The sequence below is a fragment of the Streptomyces sp. NPDC057307 genome (assembly GCF_042667665.1).
Taxonomy (GTDB): domain Bacteria; phylum Actinomycetota; class Actinomycetes; order Streptomycetales; family Streptomycetaceae; genus Streptomyces.
This window is the reverse complement of sequence record NZ_JBHUZM010000011.1, coordinates 1-17,666: the sequence shown is the minus strand read 5'-3', so window position 1 is coordinate 17,666 and position 17,666 is coordinate 1. Positions and strand designations below refer to the sequence as shown.

Here is a 17,666-nt window from a genome sequence, read left to right as displayed (position 1 = left end):
CCCGAGGCGACGGATCGAATATGCACTGGAGCATGCCGAAAGAGCATAAACATTCGATGAACGCCCAGGCCGGGCACCCCGTAGGACATCGCACTCCCCTCGCGCCACTCACGCCGCGCCGAGCGGGCTCACGCCGGGACAAGCGGGCGCTCGCCCCGTACCGGACGCGATCTACGCCGCGCTGAGCGGGGCGTCGAGCAGTACCCGGACATCCTCGGCCTCCGCCGAGCCCGACTCCTCGTGCAGTGCCAGCGCCTCGCGCCAGCACACCCGCGCGCGGTCCGCCTGCCCCAGGCTCTCCAGCGCCTTGCCCAGCGTGATCAGGACGTTGGCCCGTGTCCGGTCGCCGCCGATGCAGCCGATCGCGAGCGCCTGCTCGGCGTGCTGCGCGGCCGCGGCGGCGCGGCGGGCCGCGAGATGGGCCTGGGCGATACGGAAGTGGGTCGTGCCCTCCCACAGCCGCTGACGGTTCGTCTCGAACCCCTCCAGCGCCTGCCCCAGTTGTTCCAGCGCCTCCTTGTGCCGGCCGGCGTGGGTGAGCGCGACGCCCAGCGCGTACCGGGCGTTGGCCAGTCGCAGCGTGTGCCCGATGCTGTCGTAGACCTCGACGCCCTGCTCGGCCAGCGCGATGGCCTGTGACGTACGGCCCAGGGAGAGCTGGGTACGGGACAGGTTGCACAGGGCGCTCGCCTTGCCGGGGCGGTTTTCGTCCGCCCGCGAGCCCTCCATCGCTTTGAACAGATGGGCCTCGGCGTCCTGGAAGCGGCCCTGGTTGAAGGCGATGATGCCCCGGTCGTTGTCCGACCAGTAGACCGGCGCCGGGTCCCGCACCGACTCCGCCAGCTCCGCCGCCTGCCGGGCCTCCTCGTCCGCCTCCCGGTAACGGCCCGCCACCAGATGGACGTTGGTCATCGAGGTCCGGGCCCGCCCCTCCGTACGGGCGTCGCCCGCCGCGCGGGCCGCCGCCAGCGCCGAACGGGCCGCCGTCTCGTACGACTTGGAGTTGGCGCCCGACTCCGCCAGGTCCTTCGCGGCCCACAGCAGGTCCACGGCGACCCGCAACCGGGTCCCGCCCGCCGCCTGCCGGGCACACGCCAGCAGGCAGTCGGCCTCCGCGTACAGCCAGTCCTGCGCCTCCTGCCGGTCGGTGAAGACCAGGCCCGCGTACTCCGTCGGCTCCAGATGGTCCTTGAGCCGGTCGCCCGGCCGCTCGATCGTGTACACCCGCGACGCCGTCGCCAGATAGAAGTCCAGCAGCCGGAACAGCGCCAGGTCGATCCCGGTGGGCGGCTGTTCGTCGCGGTCGGCGCAGGCGCGCGCGTACAGCCGGACCAGATCGTGGTAGCGGTAGCGGCCGGGCGCCGCCGACTCGACCAGGGAGGTGTCCACCAGGGACTCCAGCAGATCCTCGGTCTCGTGCAGCGGCAGATCCAGTACGGCGGCGGCCGCCGCCAGCGAGATGTCCGGGCCGTCGGCCAGCCCCAGCAGCCGGAACGCGCGGGCCTGCGCGGGCTCCAACTGGCCGTAGCCCAGCTCGAAGGTCGCCTTCACCGCCAGGTCGCCCGCCTGGAGTTCGTCCAGCCGCCGGCGCTCGTCGGCGAGCTTCGCCGCCAGCACCGAGACCGTCCAGGTACGGCGCGAGGCCAGCCGGGAGGCGGCGATACGGATGGCGAGCGGCAGGAAACCGCAGGCGGCGACCACGTCCAGCGCCGCCTCGCGCTCGGAGCTGACGCGCTCCTCACCCACTATCCGGGTGAACAGCTGGAGCGCCTCCTCCGGCGACATCACGTCCAGGTCGACCAGGTGGGCACCCTCCAGGTCGACCATCCGGACCCGGCTCGTGACGAGCGCCGCGCAGCCCTCCGTACCGGGCAGCAGCGGGCGCACCTGCGCGGCGTCGCGCGCGTTGTCGAGCAGGATCAGGACCTGGCGGCCGTCCAGTGCCGAGCGGTACAGCGCGGAGCGCTCGTCCAGCGAGACCGGGATCGCCGAGTCGGGCGTGCCGAGCGCCCGCAGGAACGAGCCGAGCACCGCCTCCGGTTCGGCGTAGCGCGCGTCGGCGCCCTGGAGGTCGACGTACAACTGCCCGTCGGGGAAGCGCGGCCGGGCCGCGTGCGCGACATGCACGGCGAGCGTCGTCTTGCCCACGCCGCCGATACCGGCGAGCGCGGAGACCGCCATCACCGATCCCTCGGCGCTGGCGAGCCGCTTGCCCAGCTCCTGGACGAACACCTCCCGGCCCGTGAAGTCCGGCACCGTGGCGGGCAGTTGGGCGGGCCGGGTGAAGGTCGCGACCGGCGCGGTCTCCTCCACCGGGCGGGCCAGCTCGGCGTCCGCCTGGAGGATGCGGTGCTGGAGCTTGGAGAGTTCGGGGCGCGGGTCCACCCCCAGTTCGTCGGCGAGGAGGCGGCGCGTGTCCGCGTACACGGCCAGCGCCTCGGCCTGCCGGCCGCTGCGGTAGAGGGCCAGCATGAGCAGTTCGCGCAGGCGCTCGCGCAGCGGCTGCGCGGCGGTCAGCGCGGTGAGTTCGGAGACGGCCTCCCCGTGCCGGCCCAGCTCCAGGTCTATGTCCAGCCGGTGCTCGACGAGTTGGAGGCGCCACTCGTCCAGCCGGTGGCGTTCGTTCTCGGCGTACGGACCGGGCACGGACGCCAGCGGCTCGCCGTCCCAGAGCCCCAGGGCCTTGTTGATCAGCAGCCGGGCCTGCTGGCGGTTGCCCGCTGCCCGCTCCTTCTCGGCGGCGGCGGCCAACTCCTGCGCCATGCTCAGGTCGAGGGCGTCGGGCCTGGTGCGCAGGGCGTAGCCGCCGGACTCGCTGACCAGGACACCGGGGGTGAGGACCTTGCGCAGCCGGGAGGCGTACGTCCGTACGGCGGCGAGCGCCTGGGAGGGCGCCGACTCGCCCCAGATCGCGTCGATCAGCTCTCCGGCGGTGGCGGTACGGCCGTCACGCAGGAGCAGCGCGGCGAGCAGCGCGCGCTGCTGGGGCGAACCGGGCGGCAGCAACTCGCCGCCACGCCAGGCGCGTACGGGCCCGAGCACGCTGAAGCGCAGCTCGCCGACGGGGGGTGCCGGGGCCGGTGCCGCGGCCGGGGTGGCGGGGGCAGGGCTTGGCGCCGACGTGGCAGGGCCGGGCGCCGACACGGTCGGGGTGGGTGTCGGCGCGGCGGGTGCCGGGGCGTCGCCGCTCGGCGCGCTGCTCGGTGGGCTGATGGTCGTACTGTTCGTCGCGCTGTCCGTCGTGCCTGTCGACGCGCTCACCGACGGGCCCGTTGACGTGCTCATCGACGTGCTGTCCAGTGTGGCCGGAGCCCGCTGCTCCGGTACGCGCGGCCCGCTGTCACGGTGCATAGTTCCCCCTGCCCCCGAACTGCCGGTATCGCCCCCGACAGTCTGCCTTGTCCGGAGTGGCGGCGTCAGCCTCGGGCGGGGGTCTGCACAAGCCCTCGACACGGTAAAGGACGACGCCCCTCCGGGTAAATCCTGAACGTCCCGAACGGGGAGTGACGGCAGTGACCGGACCTCACTTCACCGGCGGCAGACGGCGCTCCGACGGCAGACGCAGATCCGTGCAGCCGTGCCGCTCGGCCGACCGCTGCGCGAACTCCCGGAACGCGGGCAGCCCGAAGGTCTCCTCGCCCTTCTCGCCCGGCAGCCACACGGTGGCCGCCGCGGGCGGCACGATCGCCGTGAACCGGGCGCGCTCGGCGTCGCCGGGGCATTCGGCGCTCGCCCAGGCTCCGTGTTCGCCGACTCCGGCCGCCGCCTCCGTGTTGACGTCGGCGAGGTCCCGACCGAGCAGTACGTCCGGCCCGAAACGGGCCGTGAAGAGGTAGGGCGTGTCGAAGTAGTGCGAGGCGATGACACGACAGGTCTCGTACACCGAGGCGCCGCCGACCGGGGTCTCCTCCATCTCCTCCAGCCGCTTGTCGCGGGAGAAGGGCAGGCCGGCGCAGGTGCCGTCGGCGTCGGCGACCGGTTCGGGCCCGACGACCGTGGGGGGCAGCGCCCGCAGGGGTTCGCCCGCCTCGGCGTCGCAGTCCCACTTCGCCGCGGCCTTGACGGCCGTCGCGGCGGCGAACCGGGCCCAGAACAGATCGCCGTCGAGCCATCCGTCCTCCGACGCCCGACGGGCCTCCGTCTCTTCGTGGCCGGTCTCGTTCAGGTAGAAGCCGACCGTCACCGCGACGCGGTCCCCGCTGTCACGGCAGTCGACCAGGACCCGGACCGACCCGCCGTCGATCGTGCCGCGCCAGCCGCCGGTCAGCGGCACGGGCCGCAGGCTGCCGCTGAAGTGCGGCAGGACACGCTCCAGGTCCTGGTTCCGGTACTTTCCGGCACGGAGCCGGGCCACGGTCACCTCCGCCGGCGCCGAGCCGAGACGGCAGGAGTACGCGTCCGGACCCAAGGTGATGTCGCTCGACAGATTCGTGCCGGTTCGCAGGCCCTCGAACTGTGCGCTCTTCTCGTGAGCCGGCAGGCCCCCGCAGAAGGTCCGCACGGCCTCCTCGTAACGCCACCGCTCGGGGGTGCCGCTCTTCTCCCACCAGATCCAGCCCGCGAGCAGCACGAGGACCAGCGCCCCGGCCGTCCACTCCGCCCACGCCCGCCAGTTGACCCCCGCCGTACGTGCCATGCCCGCCCTCGCGCCTTCCTTCCGGGATTGACGTGTTCCTGCCCTGTTGGATCACTCAGACTACGGCGGGACGGGGGCGGGCCGAGGGCGCGGGTCGGGGGCTTGCCGGGGGCGGGCCGGACAGGGCCTACGCGCCCGTACGCCCCAGGAACACCGGATTCGTCAGCGCGACGAAGTTGCCCGGCAGGGGCGGGGCCGTCGCGGGCCGGCGTACCTCGGCGCGTACGTACGTCGCGTACTCGGCCGTCGTACGCCACTCCACCGTCCCCGTCCCCGACTCCGGCAGCGTGACGGTGTGCAGCGTCCCCTGGTCGGTGACGATGCGCGCCGAACTGCCCGCCGGGGCGCCGGTGACCTCCAGCCGTACCGTCACCGGGTCGTCGTCGGCCACCCGCAGCCGCTCGCCGATGCCCGCGTGCAGGCCGCGACCGCCCGAGGCGCCGAAGGTCAGGGACACCGCCGCCGACTCCGCGACGTAGCTGCGGCCCGCGCGGATGCCCGCCAGGATCGCCTCGCGGGACAACTCGTCGGCGAGGACGACCGTCTGCGGGGTGCCGATCGGTTCGGGATCGCGGTGCGCGTCGCTGCTGCCCATCGCGGGAGTCCACGGCCGCCCCGAACGGGCCGACGCCACCAGGGTGTTGTCCCAGGAGGCGAGGGCGACCTCGTCCTCGGGGGTGAAGGGGCCGTTCCACACCTCGACCGCGTCGGCGTCCCCGAAGCCGAACTTCCAGTTGCAGCCGATGCAGGTGGCGTGCGGATGCGCCGGTACGACCAGACCGCCCGCGCGCCGCACCTCGCGCGCGTAGTGCCCGAAACGGTTGTCGCGTGCGCGGTAGCGCCAGTCGACGAACGTGCCCGCGTCCATGCCGATGGCCACGACATGGCCGTTACGGGTGGTGATCTCCTCGCCCGTGAGGATCAGCAGGTCGTCGCCCCACAGCCCCTCCCAGGCGGCGTGCGCGGACGAGGTGTTGTGCTCGCTGGTGTTGATGAAGTCCAGCCCCGCCGCCCGCGCGCCCGCCGCGATCTCGGCGGGGGTGCGCCTGCCGTCCGAGTGCACGGAGTGCAGATGGCAGTCGCCCCGGTACCAGGCGCGCCCGCGCCCCTTGGCCCGCTCGGGCGGGTGCACCGGGCGCGGGGTGCGGCCGGGGGAGCCGTACGTGAGGGTGATGGTGACCTCGTACGCCAGACCCTCGGGCGCGACGGTGTACGGGCCCAGCGCGATGTGCCACGTCCCGGACCGCACCGGGCCGGGCAGATAGCCGGGGGTCGCCTCGTCGGCGCGGATGAAGAACTCCGAACGGGCGCCGCCGGACCAGCCCCGGAAACCGTCCCCGCCCAGGTCGGTGCCGCGCTCGTCGAAGATGCCGATGTCGAGGGCGTTGCCCTGGGTGCCGGCGGGGACGGTGGGCCGCTGGTAGCTGTACGCGACGCGGATCTCGCGCACGCCACGCGGGACGTCGACGGGCAGATGGATGAAGTCGGGGGAGCCGGGCGGCAGGGTGCCGCGTACGGTCCTGGTCTCCGTACCCGGTTCGCCGCTGCCGTTGTCGCCGGGTGCGGCGTTCGCGAAGCTCACGCTGCCCAACGTAAGGGCCGCGGCGGCTCCGGTCACGAGCAGACCGCGTCTGCCCATCGCGTGTTCGGTGTGGTCGTTGCACATGCCGACGGCTCCCTGAGGTGTCTGGAGGGACAGGAGTGGTGCACTCGAACCTTGGTATTGAGCCGTGAACAGGACCTCAAGGGAAGGGGGTCGGCAGGTGGTGCGCAGATTGCCGGAGGCTGTGTTGAGCGCCACGTCCGGCGGCCGGTCGGCATCACCCCGCCCGGGCGGGGCATAGGTGTGAACGCCACCAACACCCGCCCGCCAGCACCACCCGTCGCCACCACCACCCGCCCGTGGCCCTGCCGAGAAGAGAACGCCCGTATGCGGATCGCCACCACCACCCTCCTCACCGACGAGACGATCACACCGGTGCGGCTCGCACGGGAGTTGGAGGAACGTGGCTTCGCCGGGCTCTATCTCGGCGAGCACACCCACATCCCGGTCGAGCGGACCACGCCGTACCCGGCGGGCGGCGAACTGCCGCGTGAGTACGGCCGTACGCTCGACCCCTTCGTCGCGCTCGCCCAGGCGGCGGCGGTCACCGACCGCCTCGGGCTCGCCACCGGCATCACACTCATCGCCCAGCACGACCCGATCGACCTCGCCAAGCAGGTCGCGACGCTGGACCATCTCTCGGGCGGCCGGTTCACCCTCGGACTCGGCTTCGGCTGGAACAAGGAGGAGGCGGCGGACCACGGAGTGGAGTGGACGTCACGGCGCGCGCTCGGCTGGGACCGGCTGGCGCTGATGCGCGCGCTGTGGGCACCCGAACCCACCCCGTACGACGGCGAGTTCGTCTCCGTCCGCCCGAGCGAGGCCCACCCCAAGCCGGCGAACGGCGCGCCCCGCACCCTGGTCGGCGGCGCGCCGGGCCCCAAACTCTTCGCCCGCATCGCCGAGCAGGCGGACGGCTGGCTGCCGATCGGCGGCCGGGGCCTGGACGGGTCGGTCGCGGCCCTGCGCAAGGCGTGGGAATCGGCGGGCCGTTCACCGGAGGCACTCCATGTCGTCCCGTACGCGGTCCACCCTTCACCGGAGAAGCTGACGCGCTACGCGGACCTGGGCGTGAGTGAGGTGGTGGTGCAACTGCCGACGGGTGACGAGGCGGCGGTACTGGGGGCGCTGGACGAGTACGCGCAGTACGTGTGACAGCTCCCCGTCCCTGCCCTGTCGCACTCGTCACTCCCGCTCCCGATTCCATGGTCAACTCGCTTTCCCGCACGGTGAAAGAGTGTGCGCATGAGCGCGCCCCACGACCACGACACCGTCACCCTGAGACTGCCGCCCGGGGTCCCGCAGCAGCACCAGGACCCGGCGACCTGGACGGCTCCCGCGTGCTGCGCACGTACGCCCGCCTGATCGCGGCCTCGGCCCCGGCGGCCCTCGCGGCGGGCGCGGTCTCGTACGCGCTCACCCGCGCCCTGGGCAGCGGCGCGCTCTCGTCACTGCTCTCCCTGACGGCGGGCGGGCTGGTCCTGCTGTGCGTCTTCCTCGCGGCGGCCCGCCTGCTGCGTGTCCCGGAACTGACGGCGCTGACGGCCATGGTGCGGACGCGACTGGGCCGTTGACGCGGGGCCCCGTTTATCCTTGGCGCCTCGCGCGCGGCGGGTTGTAGCGTCGACCCCCATGAGCTGGCTGCCCGACGACTTCGTCCACCCCGTCCACGTATCCGTGCCCGGCACCGAACTGCACCTGCGGCCGATCCGGGAGGCGGACACCGCCATCGACTACCCCGCCGTGATGGGCTCCCGCGAGCGCCTGTGGGAGATCTTCGGACCGGCCTGGGCCTGGCCGAGCGAGACGATGACCTACGAGGAGGACCGCGTCGACCTGCTGCGGCACGAGAAGGAGATCGCCGCGCACCAGTCGTTCAACTACGCGCTGCTGGACGAGGCGGAGACGGCACTCCTCGGCTGCGTCTACATCGACCCGCCCGAGCGCACCGGCTCCGACGGCGAGGTCGCCTGGTGGGTGGTGGACGAGCACGTCGGCGGCGAGGTGGAGCGCGCGCTCGACACGCTGGTGCCGCGCTGGATCGCCGCCGACTGGCCCTTCCAGCAGCCCCGCTGCCTCGGCCGCGACATCAGCTGGCAGGACTGGCTCGCGCTGCCGCGCCCCGCGTGACCGGCTACGCGCCCACGGTCCCGTCCACACCCTCGCGCAACAGATCGGCGTGCCCGTTGTGGCGGCCGTACTCCAGCAGTACGTGCACCATCACCATCCGCAGCGAGACGTCCTCGCCCCACCGCGGCTGATGCCCCGTCAGCTCCAGCGACCCGGCCGCCCGCTCGATCCGCCGCGACGTCTCGACCTCGGCCTCCCAGGCGCTGAAAGCCTCGGACCGGGACGAGGCGCTCGCGTCGTACGCCGCCTGGAAATCGATCTCACCCGGGGGCGACCACAGCATCGGCGCCCCGTTGTCCTCGAACACCCGCCGGAACCAGGCACGTTCGACCTCGGCCAGATGCCGTACGAGCCCCAGCAAGGACAGCGTCGAGGGCGCCATCGACTGCCGCCGCAACTCGTCGTCGCCCAGCCCGGCGCACTTCATGGCGAGGGTGGCGCGGTGGTAGTCGAGGAAGGCCCGCAGGGTCTCGCGCTCGCTGCCGAGATGGGGCGGACCCACGCGGTCGTCGGTGGTCATGGTGCCGAACCTAGCCGAACCCACTCCGCCCATGTCCACGATCCCCGGCGGATGAACGCACGCTTCACTGCTCAAGGCAGGCCGGCCGGTCGGTGCCGTGCTTGCCCCTGCCGGTGAGGAAGAGCCACGCGGAGGCGCAGGCGGTCAGGCCGGCGATGATTCCGATGAGGGCGAGATGGCCCAGAACGGCGAGCAGCGCCGACCCGGCCGCGATGCCGAACGCCTGTGGTGTCCTGGTGAGCATGCCGGCCGCGGCCGCCGCCCGGCCCTGCATGCCCGGCGGTGTCAGCCGCTGGAGCTGCGTCTGCTGGGCGACCACCAGCCAGGGCAGCGCGGCGCCGTAGAGCGCGAACCCGAGCAGTACGGCCGGCAGAGCCGGGAGAGCCATGAGCGCTATGCCCACCGAGACGGCGGCGAGGCTCAGCGCGGCTGTGCGCACCTCGCCGAAGGCCCGTACGGCGCGCGCCGAGAAGATGCCGCCGAGTACGGCGCCGGCGCCCTGAAGGGTGAACAGCACGCCCATGAACGCCGGGGGGCGGTGCAGGCCCTCACTGTTGACGGAGAACACGGCGGGTTCCAGGAGACCCAGTCCCAGGGTCACGACGGAGAAGGCGAGGACGACGCGGCGAAGCGGCGCCGTGCTCATCAGGTGCCGTACGCCGGCGCTGAGTTCCGCCCATACTCCCGGGCGTCCGGCCGAGGGGTCGGTGGCCCGTGGGGTCCGGGTGCGGATCAGTGAGATGGCCGTGGCCGCGACCAGGAAGCCGGCGGCGTCCGCGATGATCACCGGGGTCGCGCCGACCATCGCGAAGAGCCCGGCGCCCAGCATCGGCGCGAACAGGTTCATGCCTTGCTTGGCCGTCGCCAGGACGGCGTTGGCGGTCGGGAGGAGTTCGTCGCCGAACAGTGGCCTGACCAGTGCGGAGGCCCCGGCGTTGAGGAGTGCGCTGGCGGCCCCGTAGACGAAGATCACCGGGTAGATCAACCAGGCGTCGTCCTCGCCGTGGACGAGGAGCAGCAGGAGCACGTTGGCCGCGCACGCCAGGTTGGTCGCGATGAGCAGCGGGCGCACGGGTAATCGGTCGACGAGGACGGCGGACAGCGGGCCGGTGAGGTTGCCGAGGAGGAAGGCGAACCAGACGAGGGCCGCCTGTGAGCTGCTTCCGGTGAGCGTCTTGATCCAGATTCCCGCCGCCAGCCACAGCGAGGAGTGGCCCAGCATGGAGGTGATCTGGCCGCCCAGGTACAGGCAGGCGTCGCGGTCGGCGAGCAGCCGTCGGCGGGAGGGCCGCCGGCCGGCGGCTGCTGGCCCGGCGAGCGTCATGAGGGGCCGGCGCTGTCGGAACGCGGTTCCTCGTCGGTGGGCGGGGCGGCCGGCCCGGGCATGGCGTAGGTGAACATCTGGACCGGGCGGGACCCGGCGGGACGCGTGGTGCGGTCCGCGTGGCGTGCCAGGAGGGCGAGCAGGTCCGTACGGAGTTCGGCCATCTCCTCCAGGGTCAGGTGGAGGACCGCGCTGGAGTGCCCGCCCAGTTGCTGCCATTCGGCCGGCAGGCCCGGCTGGGTGACGGCCCGGTGCTTCCTGATGGTCTCCAGGTGCCGGTTCATGATGACGTCGGTGAGCGCCCGGCCGCCGGCCGACGCCTCCGTGCCGTCCAGGACCTCGGGAGTCCCGATGCCACCGGGCACTCGCCGCCACGGCCGCTCCCGCCCCCGCCCACCGGCCGCCTCCTCGACGAAGCCGTACTTGGCCAGGGTGCGGAGATGGAAGGAGCAGTTGGCCGGCGTCTCACCGACCAGCTCGCCGGCCTGCGCCGCGGTGAGAGTGCCCGCCAGGGCGAGCTGTTCGAGCAACTCCAGGCGCAGCGGGTGAGCCAGCGCCCGCATCGCCCTGGGGTCGGTGACCTCACGCGCGCCGGGGGCCCGGTCGGGGCGAGGGGGTACGTCCGGAGAGCTATCGAAAGACATGTTGCGATAGTATTCACGCGTCGCTCGATGTCAACCGACGGTGAATCGACATCAACGGCTCGTGAGTACGACGCCCGTGACCACAAGGCTCCGGAAGGCGTCGTCCACCGCCGACGCACCGGTCGCCCGGTCCACGAAACGCGGACAACTCCGTTGCGCCGGGCCCGAGTTCGGGCGGGCGCTCCCTCGTCGTGGAGGGCCTCGGGAGGCTCTTCGCGTACTCAGGCCGCACAGCCCGGCCCGGCCGCCGCCACCCATCTCCCCCCGGTCCGGGGGAGGGCCCCAGGCAGCAGGTGTATTCAGCGACACCTGAGACTCGGGCTGTACGCCCAATGTGGTCGAAGTCCGCCGTCCGTAGCGTCTTACTCGTGGCACAGAGGGTGTCCGACGGAAGGAACGATCATGAAGCTTCGTAAGAACAAGAGCCGCCCGACCCGGAGCGCCGAAGCTCTTCGTCTGGCCCATGTGAGCAAGGTCTACGGGGGCGCCGAGAACGCCGTCACCGCGCTGGACAGTGTGTCGCTGAGTCTGCCCGCCGGGTCCTTCACCGCCATCATGGGCCCGTCCGGCTCCGGCAAGTCGACCCTCCTGCAGTGCGCCGCCGGGCTCGACCGGCCCGACAGCGGGCGGATCATGGTCGACGGCGAGGAGATGACGGGCGGCAGCGAGGCGGCCCTGACCAAGTTCCGCCGTCGCCGGATCGGCTTCGTCTTCCAGAAGTACAACCTGCTGCCCACCCTCACCGTCGCCCAGAACACGGTGCTGCCGCTGAAGCTCGCCGGCCGCCGTATCGACCGGGCCCGCGCCAGGGAGATCCTGACCCAGGTCGGCCTCGGCGACCGTCTCGGCCACCGGCCCGACCAGCTCTCCGGCGGCCAGCAGCAGCGTGTCGCCATCGCCCGCGCCCTGGTCACCGAGCCCGCCGTCGTCTTCGCCGACGAACCGACCGGCGCTCTCGACATCCGCAGCGCCCGTGATGTCCTGCGGCTGCTCCAGGAGACCGTACGGGTCCACGGCCGCACCGTCGTCATGGTCACCCACGACCCGGTCGCCGCCTCCTACGCCGACTCCGTCATCTTCCTCGCCGACGGCCGACTGGCCGGGCGGATCAACAACCCGACCGTCGACGCCGTCGCCGAACGCCTCGCGCACCTCGGCGACGCGGTCGGCCAGTCGGGCGCCACCTCGGCCGAGCAGCCCCACCAGTTCGCCACCAACGTGTACGCGGGGGTGTGACCCATGTTCTCTCTCGCCATGAGCTCCATCCGCCGGCGCCCCGGGCGCTTCATCGCCACCCTGCTGTCGACCTTCCTCGGCGCGGTGGTCATCATGACCTTCAGCTCGATGCTCGACACCGCCGCAGCCCCGGGCATCGACAGCGTCAGCAAGGAGCCCATCACCACCGCCGCGAACGTGGTCGGCGGCTACGGCGCCCTTCTCGTCTTCTTCGCCATCGCCTCCACCCTCACCGTCAACGTCCGCCAGCGCGGCGAGGAGATCGCACTGCTCCGCCGGAGCGGGGCGACCCCCGCCCAGATCAAGCGGATGGTGGTCTTCGAGGCCGCCGCGGTCGGGATCATCGGAACGCTGCTGGCGATCGTGCCCGCCATGATCGGCGGTCAGCAGCTGCTCAACGTCTTCAAGGACAGCGGCCAGGTCGCCGACGGGGTCGACCATGTCTTCGGTCCGATCGCGCTCAGCCTCGGCGCCGCCATCACCGTGCTGGCCTCCGTCGGCGCCGCGTTCCTCGCGGTCCGCCGGGCGACCAAGGAAGCGGCCGGCGGCAAGAAGTCCCGCGGCCGGGCGAAGAACATCGCCGGCGTCGCCGCGCTCCTCCTGGGCGCCGGCACCGTCAGCACCACCTTCGCCATGGACAAGACGGACGTCGCACTGATGGCCGCCCCCGGCTACGGCGCCATCCTGCTCGCCGCCGGCTTCGCGATCCTCTCGCCCGCACTGCTGCGGATGCTGCTCGGTGTCCTGTCCGGGCCGCTGACCCTGCTCACCGGCGCGAGCGGCTATCTGACCATCCACAACATGCGCCAGCGTGCCGCCCAGCTCTCCAGCGTGCTCATGCCGCTGATCCTCTTCATCAGCATCTCCTCGGCCATCCTCTACATGCAGGCCATCGAGAACGACGTGGTCAAGGCGTCCGGACTCACCCGCTCCAGCGACGACAAGAGCATCCAGACCCTCAACTACGTGATCTCCGGCATCATCGTGGTCTTCGCCTGCATCATGCTGATCAACAGCCTCTATGCGGCGACCACTTACCGCACCAGGGAGTTCGGGCAGCAGCGCCTCACCGGCGCCACGCCGAACCAGGTCCTGGGCATGATCACCCTCGAATCCCTCATCCTCACCGTGTTCGGCGTGTTCTTCGCGACGCTGTCGGCCTTCGCCGGGATCGTCTCCTTCAGCGCCGTCCGCACCGACACCGCCATCCCGGACCAGAGCCTCGGGATCTGGCTGACCGTCGTGGGCATCGGCGCCGCGGCGACCATCGTCACCAGCGTGGGTACGGCCTACCGCGGCCTGCGCACCCCGGCCGTCGAGGCGGTGGCACTGGCCGCCTGACATGTCACACCACGAAGCCGCACACATACGGGACCGCACACCAGGAAAAGCCGCCGAAGGGCAGTCGCGCACAGCGACTGCCCTTCCGGGCTTCTCCAGCGCGCCAGTCGCCCGGTCGCCCAGTTGGCCGGTTGGCCGGCTGCCCCGACGCACTCCGATCCGTCGAAGTGACCGAAGTTATTCCCGCACACCCGAATGTGGGTATCCGCTCACCTACTCGCCTCGCCGCCTGAATCGTCCCGCCCCGCTCGTATGCTCGGAATATGACGACGAGCGCCACGGCCCCCTCCGCCCCGACCGCCAACGCCATGCGCCGCGCCCTCAAACGTGCGAGGGACGGTGTCGCGCTCGACGCCGGAGAGGCCGCCGTCCTCCTGCAGGCGCGCGGCGACGACCTGTTGGACCTCGCCGCCTCCGCCGCGCGGGTGCGCGACGCCGGGCTCGAAGCAGTCGGGCGGCCCGGAGTCATCACGTACTCCCGCAAGGTCTTCATCCCGCTGACCCGCCTCTGCCGCGACAAGTGCCACTACTGCACCTTCGTCACCGTCCCCGGCAAGCTCCGCCGCGCCGGGCACGGCATGTATCTGTCGCCCGACGAAGTCCTCGACATCGCCCGTAAGGGCGCCGAAATGGGCTGCAAGGAAGCGCTGTTCACCCTCGGCGACCGCCCCGAGGACCGCTGGCCCGAGGCGAAGGAGTGGCTGGAGGCCGAGGGGTACGACGACACACTCGCGTACGTACGGGCCATGGCCATCCGCGTACTGGAGGAGACCGGACTCCTCCCGCACCTCAACCCCGGCGTGCTGACCTGGACCGACTTCCAGCGGCTCAAGCCCGTCGCGCCCAGCATGGGCATGATGCTGGAGACCACCGCCACCCGCCTCTGGTCCGAGCCCGGCGGCCCGCACCACGGCTCACCGGACAAGGAGCCCGCCGTACGGCTGCGGGTCCTCGAAGACGCCGGCCGGTCCAACGTCCCCTTCACCACCGGCATCCTGATCGGCATCGGCGAGGACTACGAGGAGCGCGCCGACTCCCTCTTCGAGCTGCGCCGCACCGCCCGCGCCTACCACGGCATCCAGGAAGTCATCGTTCAGAACTTCCGCGCCAAGCCCGACACCGCGATGCGCGCCATGCCCGACGCCGAGTTGGAGGAGCTGGCCGCGACCATCGCCGTCGCCCGGCATCTCCTCGGCCCGGCCGCCCGGATCCAGGCCCCGCCGAACCTCGTGGACGAGGAGTACGCGCTCCTCATCGGCGCCGGCATCGACGACTGGGGCGGCGTCTCGCCGCTCACGCCCGACCACGTCAACCCCGAGCGCCCCTGGCCGCACATCGACCAGCTCGCCGAGCGCACCGCCGCCGCCGGGTTCGAGCTGCGCGAACGGCTCACGATCTACCCGGAGTTCATCCAGCGTGGCGAACCCTGGCTCGACCCGCGGGTGATGCCGCACGTGCGCGCGCTCGCCGACCCGGCGACCGGACTCGCCCGCGAAGGCGTCACGCCGGCCGGACTGCCGTGGCAGGAACCCGACGAGGGCTTCACCGCCACCGGCCGTACCGACCTGCACCGCACCATCGACACCGAGGGCCGCACCGGCGACCGGCGGAACGACTTCGACCACGTCTACGGCGACTGGGACGCCCTGCGCGAGGCCGCCGCGCCCGGCATGGTGCCCCAGCGCATCGACACCGACATCAAGCAGGCCCTGACGCAGGCCGCCGCCGACCCCACGAAGCTCACCGACGACGAGGCGCTCGCCCTGCTGCACGCGGACGGCCCCGCGCTCGACGCGCTGACCCGGATCGCCGACGAACTGCGCCGTGAGGTGGTCGGCGACGACGTCACGTACATCGTCACGCGCAACATCAACTTCACCAACGTCTGCTACACCGGCTGCCGTTTCTGCGCCTTCGCCCAGCGCCGTACGGACGCCGACGCGTACACCCTCTCGCTCGACCAGGTCGCCGACCGCGCCGCGCAGGCGTGGGACGTCGGCGCCGTCGAGGTCTGCATGCAGGGCGGCATCCACCCGGACCTGCCCGGCACGGCGTACTTCGACATCGCGCGCGCCGTGAAGGAACGCGTCCCCGGCATGCACGTGCACGCCTTCTCACCCATGGAGGTCGTCAACGGCGCGTCCCGCACCGGGATGTCGATCCGCGAATGGCTCACGGCCGCGAAGGAGGCCGGGCTCGACTCGATCCCCGGCACGGCCGCCGAGATCCTGGACGACGAGGTGCGCTGGATCCTCACCAAGGGCAAGCTGCCGACGGCCACCTGGATCGAGGTCGTCGAGACCGCGCACTCGCTGGGCATCCGCTCAAGCTCCACGATGATGTACGGCCACGTCGACCAGCCCCGCCACTGGCTGGGGCACTTCCGCACACTGGCCGGCATGCAGCGCAAGGCACTTGAGGCGGGGCGCGAGGGCTTCACCGAATTCGTCACGCTGCCCTTCATCCACACCAACGCGCCCGTCTACCTCGCCGGCATCGCCCGCCCCGGCCCGACGACCCGCGACAACCGCGCGGTCATGGCGATGGCCCGGCTCCTCCTCCACCCGTACATCACCAACATCCAGACCAGTTGGGTGAAGCTCGGCACCGAAGGCGCCGCCGAGATGCTGCGCTCCGGCGCGAACGACCTCGGCGGGACGCTGATGGAGGAGACCATCTCCCGGATGGCGGGCTCCAGTTACGGCTCGTACCGCTCGGTCAAGGACCTCGTCGCCATCGCCGAGGCCGCCGGGCGGCCGGCCAGGCCGCGGACCACGCTGTACGGCGAGGTGCCCGAGGAGCGCGTGGCGGCGGCGACGGCGTCCGACGGGCACCTGCCGGAGCTGCTGCCGCTGCTGCCCGCGGAGTAGCCCTCGGGGGTTGGAAGGGGGTGGCCGGGGACGAACCGGCCACTCGTTCCGCCCGTGCTCAACCGTCCGTTCCCGTTCGATTACAGTGCTGCGCCAGAGCGCGTTCCACGACACGGGAGGGAGGGAGGCGTGAACAGGCCAGCCACCGCCATATGGGGCCGGGCGGAGCAGCAGGACTTCCGCAGCCGCGTCCGTGGGTGCCTTCTCGGGGGAGCCATCGGCGACGCGCTGGGGGCGGGGGTCGACACGCTCACTCTCGACGAGACCCGGACCGCGCACGGCGCCGACGGCGTCACCGACTTCGCCCCCGCGTTCGGCAGGCGCGGCGCGGTCGCCGCCGCCACGCAACTGACCCTCTTCACCGTCGACGGCCTCATCCGCGCCCAGGTCCGGCGTGACACCGGCGCCTGGCACCCGCCCACCGACGTGCACCGCGCGTATCTGCGCTGGGCCGCCACCCAGAGCGACTGGGGGCCCGACGAGCGCCGCAAGGACAACGGCTGGCTCGCCCAGGAGGAGTGGCTGTACGCGCGCCGCGACCCCAGCCGGTCCTGTCTGACCGGGCTGGCCGACGAGTCGATGGGCACGCTGGAGAAGCCCAAGAACCCCACCGCGCGCGACGCGGGCGCCGTCGTGCGCTCGGCGCCGTTCGGGCTGCTGGTGGGCTGGGAACCGCAGTTGGTCTGCCAGCTCGCCGTGGAGTGCGCGGCGCAGACGCACGGCCATCCCACCGCGTATCTGTCGGCCGGCGCGTTCGCGGTGATCGTGCACGGCGTCGCGCGCGGCGACAGCGTCGACTCGGCCGTCCAGCGGGCCCTGGCGCTGCTGACCCAGCGCCCCGGCCACCAGCCCGTCACGGACGCGCTGGGGCAGGCACTCGGAGCCGTACGGCAGGGAATCCCGACCCCGGGGCGGGTCGCCGCGCTCGCGGACGGCCGGGCGGCGGAGGACTCGCTGGCGGTGGCCGTGTACTGCGCGCTCGTGGGCGAGGACGTACGCCACGGCCTGCGGCTGGCCGTCAACCACGACGGGCCGTCCTCGGCGACGGGGGCGCTCTGCGGGGCCCTCCTCGGCGCGATGCACGGGGAGACGGCGCTGCCGCCGGCGTGGCTGGCGGAACTGGAGGGCCGCGCGACGCTCCTGGAGATCGCGGACGACTTCGCGATGGAGATGACGCAGGGTCCCGCGCTCCACGGCCCGGCGATCACGGCATCGGGCTGGCTGACGCGGTACCCACGGGGCGGGTAGCGCGGTGGCGGCCGGACGCCGTCGACCGGGGTGCGCGGCTCGTGGGCCGCGCTTGTCCTCAAGCGCCGGACGGGCTGAGTGATCTGTCCTCAAACGCCGGACGGGCTGCAAACC

At 72.4% G+C, this 17,666-nt stretch carries 13 protein-coding genes; 7 read left to right on the top strand and 6 right to left on the bottom strand.

All coding sequences use genetic code 11. The annotated features are described in order from the left end of the window. Nucleotides 1-171 precede the first annotated feature (171 nt). The 3 genes from ACFUN8_RS06900 to ACFUN8_RS06890 form a co-directional block, all read right to left on the bottom strand. Nucleotides 172-3,285 carry a BTAD domain-containing putative transcriptional regulator gene (locus tag ACFUN8_RS06900; protein WP_383632570.1) on the bottom strand — a complete coding sequence of 1,038 codons (3,114 nt, stop codon included), beginning with the start codon at nucleotides 3,283-3,285 and terminating at the stop codon, nucleotides 172-174. A 238-nt stretch (nucleotides 3,286-3,523) separates the two neighbouring features. Further along, on the bottom strand, nucleotides 3,524-4,636 hold the full coding sequence (locus ACFUN8_RS06895; protein ID WP_383632567.1) for a hypothetical protein: 1,113 nt from the start codon (nucleotides 4,634-4,636) through the stop codon (nucleotides 3,524-3,526). Between the two features lie 127 nt (nucleotides 4,637-4,763). Next, nucleotides 4,764-6,302 carry a CehA/McbA family metallohydrolase gene (locus tag ACFUN8_RS06890; protein ID WP_383632564.1) on the bottom strand — a complete coding sequence of 513 codons (1,539 nt, stop codon included), beginning with the start codon at nucleotides 6,300-6,302 and terminating at the stop codon, nucleotides 4,764-4,766. A gap of 264 nt (nucleotides 6,303-6,566) precedes the next feature. On the opposite strand from ACFUN8_RS06890, the gene ACFUN8_RS06885 reads away from it, so the two are divergent. From ACFUN8_RS06885 to ACFUN8_RS06875, 3 genes are all read left to right on the top strand, one after another. Then, nucleotides 6,567-7,394, top strand: coding sequence for an LLM class F420-dependent oxidoreductase (locus ACFUN8_RS06885; protein ID WP_383632561.1), 828 nt, complete (start codon nucleotides 6,567-6,569; stop codon nucleotides 7,392-7,394). A 185-nt stretch (nucleotides 7,395-7,579) separates the two neighbouring features. Then, nucleotides 7,580-7,813: a hypothetical protein gene (locus ACFUN8_RS06880; protein ID WP_383632558.1), complete on the top strand. Its 234-nt coding sequence runs from the start codon at nucleotides 7,580-7,582 to the stop codon at nucleotides 7,811-7,813. Nucleotides 7,814-7,871: 58 nt separating this feature from the next. Continuing rightward, nucleotides 7,872-8,369 (top strand): GNAT family N-acetyltransferase, encoded by a 498-nt coding sequence (locus ACFUN8_RS06875; protein WP_383632555.1) that lies wholly within the window; start codon nucleotides 7,872-7,874, stop codon nucleotides 8,367-8,369. A gap of 4 nt (nucleotides 8,370-8,373) precedes the next feature. On the opposite strand, the gene ACFUN8_RS06870 is transcribed toward ACFUN8_RS06875, so the two are convergent. The 3 genes from ACFUN8_RS06870 to ACFUN8_RS06860 form a co-directional block, all read right to left on the bottom strand. Then, complete coding sequence (locus tag ACFUN8_RS06870; protein WP_383632552.1) at nucleotides 8,374-8,889, bottom strand: DinB family protein; 516 nt, start codon at nucleotides 8,887-8,889, stop codon at nucleotides 8,374-8,376. Nucleotides 8,890-8,953: 64 nt separating this feature from the next. Continuing rightward, nucleotides 8,954-10,213: an MFS transporter gene (locus ACFUN8_RS06865; RefSeq protein WP_383632549.1), complete on the bottom strand. Its 1,260-nt coding sequence runs from the start codon at nucleotides 10,211-10,213 to the stop codon at nucleotides 8,954-8,956. Then, entirely contained in the window at nucleotides 10,210-10,857 is a 648-nt protein-coding gene (locus ACFUN8_RS06860) for a helix-turn-helix domain-containing protein (protein ID WP_383632546.1), read from the bottom strand. The genes ACFUN8_RS06865 and ACFUN8_RS06860 overlap by 4 nt, the downstream gene beginning before the upstream one ends. A 402-nt stretch (nucleotides 10,858-11,259) precedes the next feature. Between ACFUN8_RS06860 and ACFUN8_RS06855 the strand changes: the two genes are divergently transcribed. From ACFUN8_RS06855 to ACFUN8_RS06840, 4 genes are all read left to right on the top strand, one after another. Beyond that, nucleotides 11,260-12,093, top strand: coding sequence for an ABC transporter ATP-binding protein (locus ACFUN8_RS06855; protein ID WP_383632543.1), 834 nt, complete (start codon nucleotides 11,260-11,262; stop codon nucleotides 12,091-12,093). 3 nt (nucleotides 12,094-12,096) lie between these two features. Next, on the top strand, nucleotides 12,097-13,434 hold the full coding sequence (locus ACFUN8_RS06850; RefSeq protein WP_382562614.1) for an FtsX-like permease family protein: 1,338 nt from the start codon (nucleotides 12,097-12,099) through the stop codon (nucleotides 13,432-13,434). Between the two features lie 263 nt (nucleotides 13,435-13,697). Beyond that, entirely contained in the window at nucleotides 13,698-16,304 is a 2,607-nt protein-coding gene (locus ACFUN8_RS06845) for a bifunctional FO biosynthesis protein CofGH (protein ID WP_383632539.1), read from the top strand. A gap of 129 nt (nucleotides 16,305-16,433) precedes the next feature. Next, nucleotides 16,434-17,552 (top strand): ADP-ribosylglycohydrolase family protein, encoded by a 1,119-nt coding sequence (locus ACFUN8_RS06840; RefSeq protein WP_383632536.1) that lies wholly within the window; start codon nucleotides 16,434-16,436, stop codon nucleotides 17,550-17,552. Nucleotides 17,553-17,666: the final 114 nt, after the last annotated feature.

Bases quoted from the DNA above. Each gene is read 5' to 3' on its own strand.
- ACFUN8_RS06900 (WP_383632570.1), bottom strand. From the start codon at position 3,285: ATGAGCACGTCAACGGGCCCGTCGGTGAGCGCGTCGACAGGCACGACG.
- ACFUN8_RS06895 (WP_383632567.1), bottom strand. From the start codon at position 4,636: ATGGCACGTACGGCGGGGGTCAACTGGCGGGCGTGGGCGGAGTGGACG.
- ACFUN8_RS06890 (WP_383632564.1), bottom strand. From the start codon at position 6,302: ATGTGCAACGACCACACCGAACACGCGATGGGCAGACGCGGTCTGCTC.
- ACFUN8_RS06885 (WP_383632561.1), top strand. From the start codon at position 6,567: ATGCGGATCGCCACCACCACCCTCCTCACCGACGAGACGATCACACCG.
- ACFUN8_RS06875 (WP_383632555.1), top strand. From the start codon at position 7,872: ATGAGCTGGCTGCCCGACGACTTCGTCCACCCCGTCCACGTATCCGTG.
- ACFUN8_RS06870 (WP_383632552.1), bottom strand. From the start codon at position 8,889: ATGACCACCGACGACCGCGTGGGTCCGCCCCATCTCGGCAGCGAGCGC.
- ACFUN8_RS06865 (WP_383632549.1), bottom strand. From the start codon at position 10,213: ATGACGCTCGCCGGGCCAGCAGCCGCCGGCCGGCGGCCCTCCCGCCGA.
- ACFUN8_RS06860 (WP_383632546.1), bottom strand. From the start codon at position 10,857: ATGTCTTTCGATAGCTCTCCGGACGTACCCCCTCGCCCCGACCGGGCC.
- ACFUN8_RS06855 (WP_383632543.1), top strand. From the start codon at position 11,260: ATGAAGCTTCGTAAGAACAAGAGCCGCCCGACCCGGAGCGCCGAAGCT.
- ACFUN8_RS06850 (WP_382562614.1), top strand. From the start codon at position 12,097: ATGTTCTCTCTCGCCATGAGCTCCATCCGCCGGCGCCCCGGGCGCTTC.
- ACFUN8_RS06845 (WP_383632539.1), top strand. From the start codon at position 13,698: ATGACGACGAGCGCCACGGCCCCCTCCGCCCCGACCGCCAACGCCATG.